This is a genomic window from Selenomonas sputigena ATCC 35185, from assembly GCF_000208405.1.
Classification (GTDB): Bacteria; Bacillota; Negativicutes; order Selenomonadales; family Selenomonadaceae; genus Selenomonas; species Selenomonas sputigena.
The window spans coordinates 2,425,554-2,440,402 of the sequence record NC_015437.1 but is presented as its reverse complement, the minus strand read 5'-3'; the positions used below and the strand labels follow the sequence as shown (position 1 = coordinate 2,440,402).

Annotated in this window: 11 protein-coding genes; 7 read left to right on the top strand and 4 right to left on the bottom strand. The window is 60.4% G+C overall.

Annotated elements, in window-relative coordinates; genetic code table 11:
• Positions 1–47: 47 nt before the first annotated feature.
• Positions 48–3,323, bottom strand: a complete 3,276-nt coding sequence (locus SELSP_RS11115; protein WP_013741060.1) for a DEAD/DEAH box helicase — start codon at positions 3,321–3,323, stop codon at positions 48–50.
• Between the two features lie 306 nt (positions 3,324–3,629).
• Between SELSP_RS11115 and SELSP_RS11110 the strand changes: the two genes are divergently transcribed.
• Positions 3,630–4,709 carry a glycosyltransferase family 9 protein gene (locus tag SELSP_RS11110; RefSeq protein WP_006193306.1) on the top strand — a complete coding sequence of 360 codons (1,080 nt, stop codon included), beginning with the start codon at positions 3,630–3,632 and terminating at the stop codon, positions 4,707–4,709.
• A 141-nt stretch (positions 4,710–4,850) separates the two neighbouring features.
• Here the strand turns inward: SELSP_RS11110 and SELSP_RS11105 are convergent, their stop codons facing one another.
• The gene (locus SELSP_RS11105) at positions 4,851–5,924 is read right to left on the bottom strand and encodes an indolepyruvate ferredoxin oxidoreductase subunit alpha (RefSeq protein ID WP_013741059.1); all 1,074 of its coding nucleotides are present in this window, start codon (positions 5,922–5,924) and stop codon (positions 4,851–4,853) included.
• Between the two features lie 139 nt (positions 5,925–6,063).
• Here SELSP_RS11105 and SELSP_RS11100 point away from each other — a divergent pair, with 139 nt between their 5' ends.
• The 5 genes from SELSP_RS11100 to cobT all read left to right on the top strand — a co-directional run bounded on the left by SELSP_RS11100 (position 6,064) and on the right by cobT (position 11,125).
• Positions 6,064–6,261, top strand: coding sequence for a hypothetical protein (locus SELSP_RS11100; protein WP_006193304.1), 198 nt, complete (start codon positions 6,064–6,066; stop codon positions 6,259–6,261).
• Positions 6,254–6,487: a DUF6290 family protein gene (locus SELSP_RS11095; protein WP_006193303.1), complete on the top strand. Its 234-nt coding sequence runs from the start codon at positions 6,254–6,256 to the stop codon at positions 6,485–6,487. Before SELSP_RS11100 ends, SELSP_RS11095 begins: the two co-directional genes overlap by 8 nt.
• Positions 6,480–6,743: a type II toxin-antitoxin system RelE family toxin gene (locus SELSP_RS11090; RefSeq protein WP_006193302.1), complete on the top strand. Its 264-nt coding sequence runs from the start codon at positions 6,480–6,482 to the stop codon at positions 6,741–6,743. Before SELSP_RS11095 ends, SELSP_RS11090 begins: the two co-directional genes overlap by 8 nt.
• A gap of 162 nt (positions 6,744–6,905) precedes the next feature.
• A complete protein-coding gene (locus tag SELSP_RS11085) occupies positions 6,906–9,089 on the top strand; it encodes a Tex family protein (RefSeq protein WP_006193300.1) in 2,184 nt (727 codons plus the stop codon).
• On the top strand, positions 9,086–11,125 hold the full coding sequence (gene cobT, locus SELSP_RS11080) for a nicotinate-nucleotide--dimethylbenzimidazole phosphoribosyltransferase (RefSeq protein ID WP_006193299.1): 2,040 nt from the start codon (positions 9,086–9,088) through the stop codon (positions 11,123–11,125). Before SELSP_RS11085 ends, cobT begins: the two co-directional genes overlap by 4 nt.
• A gap of 371 nt (positions 11,126–11,496) precedes the next feature.
• Here the strand turns inward: cobT and SELSP_RS11075 are convergent, their stop codons facing one another.
• Positions 11,497–11,769, bottom strand: a complete 273-nt coding sequence (locus SELSP_RS11075; protein ID WP_006193297.1) for a hypothetical protein — start codon at positions 11,767–11,769, stop codon at positions 11,497–11,499.
• 700 nt (positions 11,770–12,469) lie between these two features.
• Here SELSP_RS11075 and SELSP_RS11070 point away from each other — a divergent pair.
• Positions 12,470–13,756: an LCP family protein gene (locus SELSP_RS11070; RefSeq protein WP_006193295.1), complete on the top strand. Its 1,287-nt coding sequence runs from the start codon at positions 12,470–12,472 to the stop codon at positions 13,754–13,756.
• A gap of 93 nt (positions 13,757–13,849) precedes the next feature.
• Here the strand turns inward: SELSP_RS11070 and SELSP_RS11065 are convergent, their stop codons facing one another.
• Entirely contained in the window at positions 13,850–14,686 is an 837-nt protein-coding gene (locus SELSP_RS11065) for a C40 family peptidase (RefSeq protein ID WP_006193294.1), read from the bottom strand.
• Positions 14,687–14,849 lie beyond the last annotated feature (163 nt).

Genomic DNA, 14,849 nt, shown 5'->3' with positions numbered 1-14,849 from the left:
GCGGGAAAAGGGAAATCGGAGAGGCTTTTCGGCTTCCCCGATTCATTTTATTGGAAAAGGGCGGTGATTTCCTCCTCCGACAGCTTTGAGAGGAAGTTCTCGCCGGGCTGGATCATCTGGTCGATCAGCGCTTTTTTCTTTTCCTGCAGTTCATAGATCTTTTCTTCGATCGTGTCCTTCGTGATGAATTTCAGCACCTGCACGTTGTTTTTCTGACCGATGCGGTAGGCGCGGTCGGTCGCCTGATCTTCGACGGCGGGATTCCACCACGGGTCGTAGTGTATGACCATGTCGGCGCCCGTGAGGTTCAGCCCCGTGCCGCCCGCTTTGAGCGAGATGAGGAAGAGCGGCTCTGCGCCCGCGTTGAAGTCGCGCACGCGGCGCATGCGCTCAAGGGCGGGCGTCGAGCCGTCGAGGTAGGCATAGCTGAGATTCATGACGTCGAGGCGCGCGGCGATGTGGCTGAGCATCGTCGTGAACTGCGAGAAGATGAGGATGCGGTGTCCGGCGGCGACGGCGTCGGCGACGACTTCTTCGAGCATGTCGAGCTTGCCCGAGCCGCCCGTGTAATCTTCGAGAAAGAGCGCAGGATCGCAGGCGATCTGGCGAAGGCGCGTGAGAATCGCCAGGATCTTGATGCGCGATTCTCCGAAGCCGTGCGCCTTGAGTTCGGCGGCGAACTCCTTCTTCGCCTGCACGAACCATGCGTGATAGACCTTCCGCTGCTCGTCCGTCATCTCGTTCGTCATCTTGCGCTCGACCTTGTCGGGCAGTTCTTCGAGCACGTCCTTCTTGAGGCGGCGCAGGATGAAAGGCGAGATGTAGCGCAGGAGGTCGGCGCTCGCGTGCGGATCTTTGGCGCGTACGATGGGCGTCTCGAACTGCGATTGGAAATGCTTGCGGCTCTTGAGATAACCGGGCATGAGGAAGTCGAAGATCGACCAGAGTTCGGTCAGGCTGTTCTCGATCGGCGTGCCCGTCAGAGCGAAGGCGGCATCTGCCTGGAGCTTTTTTACCGCCTTTGCCGCCTGGGTCGCGGGGTTCTTGATCTGCTGCGCCTCGTCGAGGAAGATATGGCTGAAATGCTCCTTCTCGTAGAGGTCGATGTCACGGCGCAGCATGTGGTACGTCGTGATGATGACGTCGGCGTCCTTCAGAGCGGGCGAAAGAGCCGCCTCGCGTTCCGCCTTTGTGCCGGCGACGATGGAAGCCTTGAGCTCGGGCGCGAACTTTTCGATTTCTTCGAGCCAGTTGTACATCAAAGACGTCGGCGCGACGACGAGAGCGGGCGGCCTCCCTTCCTCGCGGTGCGCGAGCAAAAAGGTGATGACCTGCAGGGTCTTGCCGAGTCCCATGTCGTCGGCGAGGATGCCGCCCAAGCGATAGGCGGCGAGCGTCGAGAGCCACGAAAAGCCCGTCTGCTGGTAGTCGCGCAGCACGCCCTTGAGCGTTTCGGGCGGTTCGATGTCGGCGTCGACAGGATTCTTGATGTCGCGCACGATGCTCTTGAAGCGCTTGCTTCGCGCGAGGCGGATGCTCTTGTCCTCCTTGGCGAGCGCGTCGAGGTAGAGCGCCTGGCGAAGCGGCAGGCGGATGTTCTGCGCATCGGTTGCCTTCTTGATGCCGGTGCTCTCGATGAAGTCGGCGAGGCCTGCGAGCTGCTGGTCGCCGAGCGTCACGAAGGTGCCGTCCTTGAGCCTGTGGTAGACCCTCTTCTCGCGGTACGAGCGCAGCACGCCGATGAGCTCGGCAAAGTCGATATGCGCCGCGTCAAAGGTCACGTCGAGGAGGTTTTCGTCGTTGACCGAGACGCCGATCGTCACGGGAGGCATGCGGCGCACGGGCTTTTCGTGGAAGGCGTCGGCGTAGTAGACGTCGGTGATCTTGGAAAGCTCGGGCAAGGCTTCGTCGAGGAAGAGGAAGCTCTGCGCCTCGTCACTCTGCACGAAACGGCCGTCCTCGGGCAGGAAGCCGTAGGTGTCGAAGAAGGCGAAGATCGCCGCCTCGCCCGCCGCGTCGCGGATGAGGCGGCGGCCGCTCGGCGCTTCCTGCGGCACTTTGCCCGCGAGCGGGTTGAACTTCATTTCATCGTAGTGAAATTCGAGACGCGCGGCGATGCCGTCCCCGTGGTAGTCGAGGTAGACGGCGGCGGAAAGCGGCATGATCTCGTAGCGTTCGGCGAAGGCGGGCGCTATCTCGACCTCGGCGACCTTCTCGATCTCGGGCAGAATCGTGCTGAAGAAGGCGGGGATGTCCTGCGCGGCGATGGTGAGCGAGCGCGAAGAGCCGAAGGCTTCGAGCAGCGGGTGCAGGGCGGCGGAGAAAGCGGGCGGCACATGGTAGATCGTATCTTCGACGAGCAGAAAGTGCGCGTCGTCATCAAGATAGCAGACTTCGTCCGTCAGCATCATGAGGCGGCCGCTGCCCGCTCTCTCGACAAGCCCCAATTCGAGGGCGGGCGTTCCCTCGACGATCTCGACGGTGCGCTCCTCGTGTACGCCCGTCCTCGCTTGAAAGGGAGCATCGGCTTCCTGCATGAGCGAGAGAAAGCGCACGAGTGCGCTCGGCGTGAGCTTGACCGCCTTGCCTTCGAAGATGGTTCCGCTCAGGCGAGCGCCGTATGCGCCGCCGTAGTAGAGGCTGCTCACTTCATCCTTCCAGAGGTCGAGCAGGAAGTGCCAGAGCATCGTCGAGATGCCGGGCGCGAAGACCGCTGTCTGCGGGTCGACGGTCAGTTTCTTGCCGAATTCGATGGGCGTGCCGGCGAGGAAGGAGCGCATGAATTCCTGCATGCTGCGCATGACGTAGAGCCGCTCGCGCCCGATGCGGAACTCCAGCCAGCAGTTGGAGCGGCCGTAGTGGCGCTCGAAGAAGAAGTGCGGCTCAAGGAAGATGGGCGTCTCGCGAAGAGCGGCGGGCAGAAGTTTCTTCGGTGCGTTCAGGTGCGCGTGCTTCTTGGCGCGTGCGAAGCAGTCGAAGATGCGTCCTGTGGGTTTTTGGTACGGCACGGGCGCGGCAGTGCCCTCGCCTTCTTCTTCGAACTGGCCTGCCTGTATGACCTTCAAGAGTGCGACGACGTGCTTGCAGGCGCCGTTGTAGAGGGCGGCGGCGGGGCATGTGCAGTCGTAGGCCTCGATCTTCTCGCCCGCCTTGTCGAGGCGCACGCGCACCTCGTAGTCCTCCGATCCTTCGACGGTCGCGACGTAGATGGAGGTGCCGGGACGACGCAGGAGCTTCGCCACGCGCCCGTCCTTGAAGTAGCGGCAGCCCTTGCGGTATGACATATCGTTGGACAGCTCATGTATGGCAGAGTCTTTGAGCAAGACGATCTCTCCTTTGCGCACGGCGCACGTCTACGGTAAGCTACACGCACAAACGTCCACTTCGTGGACAAAAGTGCGCCGCCCTTACAGAAACCTGGCCAATCGGTCTGCGCCCTTTGGGCTTGACCTCTTGGGGTTTCATGGTAATATAGAAAACGAGAATGGTTTATTGAAGAATGTAAGGAAGCCGCCGTATATGCACTGGGGCGGCTTATCATATCTTTTTATTATAGCAGACGCAATCGCCGCCGTAAACTTTGCCGCAGACTTCTTTGAACGTAGGTTCAGCGAGGCAGGAGGAACATCATGGATCTATCCCGCGCACGCATCCTCATCATACGCTTGAGCGCCATCGGCGACGTGCTTCATGCGACGCCCGTCGCGCGTGCGCTTCGCCGTGCGCTGCCGGCAGCGCATATCGCGTGGCTCGCTAGCCCCCCCGCCGACGAACTTCTCACCGCATGCCCCGAAATCGACGAGCTGCTCGTATGGGACAGGCGGAGCTTCGACCGCGCCGTGGCGCATGGACGCTTTCTGGAGGCCTTTCGCCTGCTCGGCAAGGCGCGTGCGCTTCTCGTGCCGCGCCGCTTTGACATCGCGCTCGACGTGCAGGATCTCCTCTTGACGGGCATTCTCGCGCGTCTTTCGGGTGCGCCGCGCCGCATCGGCGTGCGAGAGCGCCACGAGGGCGCGGGCTTCTTCATGACGGAGAAGGCACCGAAGATGGCGGAGCCGCACAAGGTGCGCCGCTACCTCGCTTCCCTTGCGCCGCTCGGCATCGCACATGAGGACACGCGCATCGCGCTGCAGCTTCCCGTTGCGCTCACGGGCTTTGCCGCGCCCTTTTTCGCCGCACGCTCCATCGCGCCCGATCGCCCGATCGTGCTCGTGAGCCTTTGCACGACGTGGCAGAGCAAGGAATGGCCGCCCGAGCGCTTCTGCGCCGCGCTCGCTGCTCTTCCGGAAGATGTGCAGATCGTCTTTTTGGGAAGCGGCGCCGATCGTCCCGTCATTGATGAAGCGATGAAGACGCTCGAAGTATCATGGCGCGGCAAAGCCGTCTCCGTCGCAGGCGAGACGAGCCTCCTTGAGACGGCGGCGCTGATGAAGGAAGCGACGCTCCTCCTGTGCCCCGACACCGGCCCCCTGCACATCGCCGCCGCCGTCGGCCTGCCGACGCTGAGCCTCTGGGGACCGACGCGTCCGACGATCTACGGCCCTCTGCACGGACGCAACTTCTTCATCGAGTCGCCGTACCCGTGCGCCCCCTGCTGCAAGACGCGTTGTCCCTCGGGCACGAACGCCTGCATGAAGGCGATCGAGGTGCAGGATGTGGCGAAAAGGCTCGACGAGGTGTTGGAGATGATGCAGCGGGATGATGTGTGAATTCGCAAACGTGTGGGATTCTTCCATGCGCCGGAAAACGAAAAGGCTTCCGAGCACAGCGCTCGGAAGCCTTAATTTGCAATGGCGGAGAGGGGGGATTCAAACTCACGGTACATTGCTGCACACTTGCTCGAAGCAACTTCACTTCTCCATGCACGCGCGGCAGACCTTGCTCGCGCCGATCGGCCGAAACGGAGCGCCGCAGGATTCGCAGCGCGGCAGCGGGATGCGCCAGCGCTTGGCAGTGGGAGAGGCGGCGAGGCGCAGGGCGCTCTTCGGGCAGCGTGCGGTGCAGAGTCCACAGGCGGTGCAGAGCTGCGGCGTGAAGGCGAGCACAAAGTCCTCGCCCTCGATTTCCGCCGCGAGCGCCCCGTGCGGACACAGGCGCACGCAGAAGCCGCAGGCATTGCAGCCGCTGTAGAGCGCGAGGTCGGCATGCACGGCGGCGGGTTGAGCGCCATGAGCGAATGCCCAGGCGGGAGCGGAGAACGCAGTGAGTGCAGGGTGCATGGAGTCTTGCCCCATTCCCGCTGCGTCCGGCGGCAACTCCCTATCCGCCTCTGCCGATGCCGCGCCCGCACGCTCCCCAGCGACAGCACCGCACGCCATACGATCGGCAGGCCCAACGTCGTGCGCCCCTGCCGCCGCACTCTCCCCCGCACCGCCTGCCGCATCTCCCTGCCCGAACTTCTCCTTCGCCACATCGCGAAAGCGGCGAAAGAAATCGCGGCGGCTGTACTCGCGTGCGGCAGGCTCAGCATCGAGCAAGCGAAGCGGCGCTCGCCCCGCCGCCGCGAGAACCACATCGACGGCGGCAGCCTCGCGTGCGAGGTGCGCGTGGACGGCAGGCAGACAGGCGCGGCAAGAACCGATGTCGAGCTGCACTTCCTTCTGCGAGGCGATTGCCCAGAGGATGCCGCGCGTGAGAAAGCCAAGGCACGGAAGCATGGAATCCGGCGCGCTTTTCGCGCATGCGAGGCGCACGCTTGACGCATCAGCAGCCACGACAGCCGTCAGCTTCGCCGCATAGTCAAGCCGCGTTTCGACGGCGGCAGCCGGACAGACGGCCGTGCAGAGGCCGCATTCGATACAGAGATCGGGATGCGGCACGCCCCAGCGAAACGCGCCCGCAGGACAGACATCCTCGCACGCGCGGCACGGCGGCTGCAGGCGCCCCTTGATGCACCTTGCCGCCGCCAAGCGGATCTTTTCCAATCGGACGCCACCTTTCCAGAAATTTTCTTTTCTATTATAACAGGATGCAGAGGATTTTTCGAGGTATCCTGCACGCATCGCAAAGATTGACGGCATGATATAGACGCAATATAATATAGAAAAGGGGGAGGGAGCGATCATGAAAAAAAGAAGAGCGCACAGCCCGATACGCATGAACCTTTCAGATGCTGAGTATCAGATGATCGATCGACTGGCAAAAAAATATGATTGTTCTCATGCCGAACTTGTTCGCCGCTTCATCTTTCAGAGACTGGAAGATGAATTCAGCATAAAAGTAGAAGGGCCACGGACGAAAGGGATGGGGTATCATGGGTAAAGTTTTGAACCTGCATTTTACCGACGGAGAACTAAAAGCTCTCGAAGCCATCTCCCCGCTCTATGCGGCAGGGCTGTCATCGGCAACATTGAAAAATCTCATATATGATAGGCTAGAAGATGAGTATGACATGGAAATCATACGCGAGTATGAAAAGGATCTCAAAAACGGCACGCTTGAGACGACGCCTTTCAGCGAAGTCTTAGAGGGGCTGAAAAGTGTATAGACTGATAACGACCAAGAAGTTTGACAAGACGCTTCAAAAACTGGACAGCGGCACGCGCAATCGCATAATCCAGTGGATGAAAAGCAATCTGGTCGATTGCGAAAATCCTCGCATCTACGGGAAGGCTCTCACTGGAAACCTCGGAAAGTATTGGAGGTATCGCGTCGCGGACTTCCGATTGATTGCAGAAATCCGTGACAACGAGCTGATCGTCATCGCAGTCGAAATCGGTCATAGAAGCAAGATATACAAGTGATACGAAGGCACTGGAAGCACAGTGCCTTTTTTGTCGCCATTCAGAAGGCGGGAGCAGGTGCAAAATCCGTTCCGTGGATATTACGACAAGAAGAAAAAGCATCCAAGGGAAACTTGTGCTATAATTTTAGGAAGCAATTTTCAAAAGACAAGAGGTATTGCCATGAAAGAAGAAAACATCGGCGCGGCTATTGCGCGCACTTTGGGCATCCGGGCGAAGCAGGCGGAGGCGACGATCGCGCTCCTCGACGAGGGAAACACCGTGCCTTTCATCTCGCGCTACCGCAAGGAGGCGACGGGAGAGCTCGACGAAGAGCAGGTGCGCTCCGTCGAGAGCGAGCTTTCGCGCCTCAGAAATCTCGTGAAGCGCCAGCAGGAGATCGAAAAGAGCATCGAGGAGCAGGGAAAGCTCACGCCCGAGATCAAGGAAGCGCTCGACCGGGCGCTGAAGATGCAAGAGCTGGAGGACATCTACCTGCCCTTCAAGCAGAAGCGGCGCACGCGCGCGGGCGTCGCGCGGGAAAAGGGACTGGAGCCGCTGGCGCTCGCGATTCTCGCACAAGAAGAGAAAAGCGGCACGGCGGAAGAATACGCCGCGCAGTTCATCGATGCGGAAAAGGGCGTAGAGACGGCGGAGGACGCGCTCTCCGGCGCGATGGACATCGTCGCCGAGACCGTTTCCGAGGGCGCTGCGCTGCGCCGGAAGATGCGCAAGGAGCTTTGGCAGCGGGCAGAACTCGTGACTGCGCTCGACGAAGAGGCTGAGGACGCGCAGACCTTCCTCATGTATCAGGACTACAAGGAGCCGCTTCGCACGCTGCCCTCGCACCGCATTCTCGCCATCAACCGCGGCGAGAAGAAGGGCTGCCTCAAGGTCACGCTCCAATGCGACCACGAGAAGCTTGCGGCGGAAATCTTCGATGGGCTGGCGAAAGGCGATTCCATCTTTCGCGAATTGCTGAAGGAAGCAATCGAGGACGGCTATAAGCGTCTGCTCTTCCCCGCCATGGAGCGCGAGCTTCGCGCTCTTCTGACAGAAAACGCCGAAAAACAGGCGATCCATGTCTTCGGCGCAAACCTCAAGCAGCTCCTCTTGGAAGCGCCGCTCGCTGGCCACACGGTCATGGGACTCGATCCCGGCTACCGCACGGGCTGCAAGATGGCCGTCGTCAGTCCCACGGGGCAAGTCGTCGACCACGGTGTTCTCTACCTCACGATGAGCGAAGAGCGCCGTGCCGAAGCGGCAAAAAAGGTGCTCGCGCTCATCAAGAAGCACGGCGTGACACTCATCTCCATCGGCAACGGCACGGCTTCCTACGAAACGGAAGAATTCACGGCGAGCCTCATTCGCGAGAACAAATTGCCCGTTCACTACCTGATCACGAACGAAGCGGGCGCGTCCGTCTACTCAGCCTCGAAGCTCGCGAAGGAAGAGCTTCCCGAATACGACGTGACGATTCGCGGCGCCGTCTCCATCGCGCGGCGCGTGCAGGATCCCCTCGCCGAGCTCGTGAAGATCGACCCGCAGGCCATCGGCGTCGGCCAGTACCAGCACGATGTGAACCAAAAGGAGCTTGCCGCCGCACTCGACGCCGTCGTGGAATCTGCCGTCAACCATGTCGGCGTGAACCTCAACACGGCTTCGGCGGCTCTTCTCTCGCACATCGCGGGCGTCACGAAGGCGATTGCGAAGAATATCGTCGACTGGCGCAACGAAAACGGCATCTTCGCCAGCCGCCGCCAGCTCCTCAAGGTGCCGCGCCTTGGCCCTGCCGCCTTCACGCAGTGCGCGGGCTTTTTGCGCATCGCAGGCGGCAAAAGCCCCCTCGACAACACGCCCGTCCATCCTGAATCCTACGCGCTCGCCGAAAAGCTGCTCGCACGGCTCGGCTTCTCGCTTTCCGACCTCAGCGACAAGAAAGCTCTCGACACGCTCGGCGCAAAGCTCCGTCTCGCCGATGCCGAAAAGCTTGCCGAGGAGCTTGCCGCAGGCACTCCGACCATGCGCGACATCATCGACGCGCTCAAGAAGCCGGGGCGCGACCCGCGCGAGGACTTGCCCGCACCCCTGACACGCCAGGCCATCGTCAAGCTCTCCGACATCAAGGCAGGCGCCGTCATGCGCGGCACGGTGCGCAACATCACGGACTTCGGCGTATTCGTCGACATCGGCATCAAGACGGCGGGACTCATCCACATCTCAGAACTCAGCAAGAAGCGCGTCAAGCATCCGCTCGACGTCGTATCCGTCGGCGACATCGTAAACGTCATGGTCATCAAGGTCGACGAAGAGCGCGGGCGCATCGGCCTCTCCTTGAAGCAGGTGCCGAAGGAGGCAGCGATATGAACCAAACTGCCGCCCCCCTAAGAGGCGATCTGTGCCGGACGGACGACGCCATCCTCGTGTATGATACCATTCGCGCCATCGAGCCGCCCGACGATAGAGCAGACGAGCATCTGCAGTGCGCCCTGCAGGAAAAGCTGCCGCAAGGCGTCGGTCTCGGCGCACTCGCCGCCCTCCTCGACCGTTATATGTGCGCGACGAAGAGTACATGGGAGCATCTCGAAAAGCCGAAGAAATGCACGCTGATCTGCTGCGCCGATCACGGCGTCGCCGAAATGCAGGTCAGCGCCTATCCGCCCGAGACGACGGCGCAGATGACGGCGAACTACCTGCTCGCCAAGGGCGCGGTCGCCAATGCGCTCGCAAACTTCGCCCGAAGCAACCTTCATGTCGCCGACCTTGGCATCAAGGCGCCTTTGCCGCCCTTACCTTCGCTCATCGACCGCAAGATCGCGCACGGCACGAAGAACTCCGCCAAAGGAGCCGCCATGACGCGCGAGGAAGCGCTCCGCTCGCTCGCCGTCGGCATCCGCCTCGCCGAAGACTTCACCGCCGAAGGCTGCCGCTGCTTCCTGCCGGGCGAAATGGGCATATCGAACACGACGGCGAGCGCAGCGATCGCCGCCTGCCTGTGCCGTCTTACGCCCGAGCAAGCGACGGGGCGCGGCACGAACATCTCCGACGAACGCCTGAAAAAGAAGATCGAGGTCGTGCGCCAAAGCCTCGCCGTCAACCGCCCCGACGCGAGCGACGGCATCGACGTGCTGCAGAAGGTCGGCGGCTTCGAGCTTGGCTGCATCGCAGGACTGATCCTCGGTGCGGCTAGAAGAAGAGCCGTCGTCATCCTCGACGGCTTCAACACGGGCGCGGCAGCCTTGATTGCCGAGGCGCTCGCACCCGCAGTCACGGGCTACCTTCTGCCCTCGCACCTCGCGGCAGAACCTGCGCACGCCGCCATTCTCAAGAAGCTCGGCCTCACACCTTATATGGACATGCGCTTTCGCCTCGGCGAAGCGACGGGATCGTCCATCGTCGCTGACTTCCTCGATGCCGCGATCGAAGCTGCAAAAAGCCTCTTCGCAGAGGATGCGGCGGCAAGCGACGGCAAGGGAGCGCACGCATGGAAGCAAAAAACTGCAGCGGATGCGGCGCAAGCGGAAGATGCGCAGGACGAGATGAAGGCGATGTCGTATCGCTTCCTGTCGAAAAGTATGTCCGATGACGCGGATGATGCGCCCGACGACCTCGCTCTTCCTTCGTTCCCCGCGCTCGACACTCTCGCCATGGCCGCCTGCCAAAAGCGCATCGACAGTCTCGCCAAGCCCATCTACAGTCTCGGACGGCTCGAAGAGCTGGCCGTGCGCCTCGCAGGCGTCACGGGCGAGGCGCGGCCGCCGCTCGGCGCGCGGCGAGCGCTGCTCATCTTCGCGGCAAAAGAACCTTCCGCGCGGCAGAAGCGGCTCATATCTGCCTTCGCCGCGCACGCCGAAGCGCCCGTGACGCTCGCGCTGCTCAACCAAGACAGCAAGCCTGCCGAAGCCTTCGCCTTCGGGCAGAAGATCGCGCGGGAGCTTGCCGCAGACGGTTCGCTCCTCGGGCTCGCGCTTGCCGCAGAGACGGATGAGATGGCACGCGAGAAGGCTGCACGCTATGACGAAACATTCCGCTCGGCAAAGGAGGACGCCACGCTCCTCGGCCTGCTGCAGAATCTTCCGCCCGCACTCCAAAGAGAAGCCGCCGCCCTCCTCGGCGCTCTCTGCGCCGCTGCCGAAAGCTGCTGCCTCGTCCTCCTCGACGATCCCGCGACGGAAAGCGTCGCGCACCTCGCCGAAACCCTCGCGCCCACGCTCAAGCCCTACCTCCTGCACGTTCAGTCCGACTATCTCGCGCTCGCCCTTCCTGCAAGCTGCGGCGTCGCGGCCTCGCTCGGTATGCGCCTCGTCGACGCCGCGCTCCACATGGAGAACGATATGAAGACCTTCGCCGAAACCGCCGTCGCCGTAGCTGCCGACGGTCCCGGAAAGGGACGGCAAAGCTGACTTTCACAAGTGCTCTTGCACACAGACAACCGAATATGCTATACTATAGATGGCAAGCTACACGCACAAACGTCCACTTTGTGGACATTGTGCGCCGCCCTTAATGAAAGTTACCCAATCAGCCTGCGCCTTCGGCTTGGCTTCTTGGACTTTCATAGTAAACGTTATTATGGTCAAAACCAGTACACGAAAAACCCCCAAGTTGCACTCTTGGGGGCTTTTCTATTGCCTTATTAAAATATAGCATACCTCAGCAGATTGTTCCATAACGCCCACAAAATCGCAGGCGCTTGATTTTGTAGGCAAGCCGGCATGTGATTCATCAGCAAGCCTTATACAGCAAATCCTTATGGATGAATCGACCCTTCTGCCTAAAACAGATGAAGATGGCGCAGAAGAACCGTGATGAAGCAGAGGACCGCGAGGAAGAACATGAAGTACTCGATGCACTTCACGGGATATGCGTAATGCAGCGGAATCTCCACGACCTTCGGGACGTTCTCCGCAAGAAGCGAGATGGCGACGGAAGTGTAGAGGATCGTGTTCGCCATGCGCGTTGTCTTGTACGTCGACAGCGCCATGAGGATGAGGCAGACGGCAAAGGCGATGAGAAAGTACGCAATCTTGTCGCTATGATGACGCATGACACCACCTCCTCTTCATTTCAATCCAGCTTGTTTGATGATAGCTTCAAGCGTGCCCGTCTTTATTTCCTGTCCATCAGACGCGTGGGGGGAACGCTTCAACTCCGAATTTTTCATACTGCTTCCTTGGTCAAGTCAACAATAAATATATACCATGCACATCCATTTGTAAATGCAGAAAGCGGCATCCGAATATTTTCCTTGGCAAGTTGCTGCTCCAATCCTCGGTTTTCTGCACAGGATAGTTGGATACGGTATCCGTGGCCTTGCCTTTAAGGATGAAGCGTCTCCATAAAGAGTTCTGATTCTCATTGGCTCCCCGTTCCCTGCAGGAATACGGATGGGCGAAGTAGATGCAGCCTTCTTTGAGCGGATCTGCAAGACCACTGAACGCACTGCCGTTATCGCCGGCAATACTCCTGAAGATCTTGGGAAGCTAGCGCCATACGCCTGCCGCAAACCGCATCGGGAGCGAGTTTATCCTTCAACCGTTGTGAAATCCTCCTAATCCCGCCCGGAATGGAAAAATATCATTTGCGTAAAGAAACAAGACCTTTTATAATAGGGGAAGCACCTTACGGGCGAGGAGTCGCCCCATGCGTGCCGTGTTCCTTTCGCTTGGGCATGTACGGACGTCCGCTTTGCGAAAACCGTACGCCGCCTTGCCGGAACTTGCTATGAAGAATGCTGAAAAGAAGGTATGATCTTGCAGAAAAATTCTCCGCCCCCTGCCGTGCCGAAAAAGAAACGGCGCATTTGGCCCTATGTCGCCGTCGTATTCCTCTTTTTTGCCGCCGCTGCGGCGGGTGCTCTCTTTGCTTCGACGAGCCTCTTGGACAAGGAGGATCCGAAGGCGGAGGAGGAGCATCTCCTGACCGCGAAGGACAAGTCGACCATCATGATCATGGGCGTCGACCAGAGAGAAGACGATGTCGGCCGCTCCGACACCTTGATGGTCACGATGATCGATCCGAAGAAGAACAAGGCAGCGCTCCTTTCCGTGCCGCGCGACACGCGCGTGAAGATCAAGGGGCACGGCTACGACAAGATCAATGCCGCTTACGCCTACGGCGGACATAAGCTCAGCGAGAGCACGGTCGAAGACCTCTTGGGCGTGCGCATCGACCACTACATCATCATCAACACGCACTCCTTCCAACGCATCATCGACGCCTTGGGCGGCATCGACATCAACGTGGAGAAGCGCATGTACTACGAAGATCCGTGGGACGACGACGGTGGCCTCCTCATCGACCTCAAGCCCGGAATGCAGCACATGGACGGCAAGACGGCTGTGACCTATGTGCGCTACCGCGACGAGGAGGGCGACATCGGGCGCATTGAGCGCCAGCAGAAGTTTATGAAGGCGGTCATGGAGAAGGTCACGTCGCCCGCCATCATCACGCGCCTGCCTACCGTCATCAAGGAGGTCATGGACTCCATCGAAACCGACCTCTCCTTCCGCCAGATGCTTGAGTTCGCAGGTACGCTGAAGGAAGCGCAGAAGAACGGTCTCAAGACCGACATGGTGCCCGGGCGTCCGCTCTACATCTCGGAAATCAGCTATTGGATTCCCGACATCATGAAGCTTCGCCAAACGGTCGCCAACACGCTCGACATCGACGTCAACGCCTCGATGCGCGCCGCCATGGAGCGCGAGAGCCACGAGTACGAAAGCTCGATCCCCGCGGGCGCGACCGAGGTGCCGGCCGGCGATACGTCCATCGGCCGTCCCAAGCGCGAAAGTTCGGGCAGAAGCGAAAGCTCCTCGAAGAGTTCGACAAGCCGCGAGGACGCGGACGAGAAGGAGTCGAAGAAGGGCAGCAGGGATCGCGCGTCGTCCGCTTCGTCGACAGAGAAGAAGGGCGCGGCGCAGGACGCAGACGATTCGCGCACGCGTACGGAGACGAAGCCTTCGGGCGCATCGCCCGCCGCGACGCCCTCTGCTGCACCTACCCCCGGCGCAGAGACGCAAAAGACGCAATGACGCTCCCCATACGAAAGGGGCTGTCGCACAAATCATGTGCGACAGCCCCTTTTTCGTGTGCAACAGCGCCTTTAGCGAACGGTGCGCTCCCCTTCACCGTACAATATGCTTGCCGCCGTAATAATGCGTATTCCAGTAGTCGCCCGAAAGCTCATCGATGCGCACGCCTTTGCTCGTCGATGCGTGTATGAATTTGCCGCCGCCGAGGTAGATGCCGCAGTGCGACGCGCCTTTTTCGTACGTTTCGAAGAAGACGAGGTCGCCCTCTTCAAGCTCCGCCGTCTTCGCGCTCTTTCCGAGCTTGAATTGCTCGTCCGCCGTGCGCGGCAGCGTCATGCCGTTCTCTTGGAAGACGTACTGCAGGTAGCCTGAGCAGTCGAACGCCTTCGGCGTTGTGCCGCCGAATTTGTACGGCGTGCCGATGTACTTCTTCGCCGTCGCTATGACGGCCGCCACCTTGGCTCGTTGCAGGAACGGGGCGCTCTCGGGCGCTTTTTTTACGCGCGGTTCGAGCGCGGGGACGTTCTCTTTGCCCGGCGCTTCCGTCCCTGTATTGTCGGCAGGCTTCACAGCGGGAAAGGCGATAGAGCCGCCCTGCGCGGGCCTTGCGGCGGGGGGCGCAGGGGCGGGGGAGGCGTCTCGTGCGGGCTGCTCCTGCAGGCGGCTCCATGTCTCGCGATCGACGACGCCCGTTTCCTTGAGGCTCTGGGCGCGTTGGAATGCAAGAACCGCGCTCTTCGTGCGGCTGCCGAAGATGCCGTCCGGCTCGTCGCTGAGGTAGCCCGTGCGCTTCAGTTCCTTTTGCAGCTTGAAGACGTCGTGTCCGTGGGAGTTTTCCGAGAGGATCGGCGCGGCCAAGGCCGTGCCCGCCGACAAGAATACGGCAAGTCCGAAAGCAAGAAAGACTTTGCGCAAACGACGTAGACGCATACCATCCCATCCTTTCCACGCAGCGGCAATCGCCTTAAATATATCTGTGCTTTCAAGTATACTGTAAAACTCCGAGAAGTCAAGCCTGAAGGGTATCAGCTCTATGTGAGCCCTTTGTCCTTAAAGGAAAAAATTCTATAAGATTTACAGAACATGTGGATAA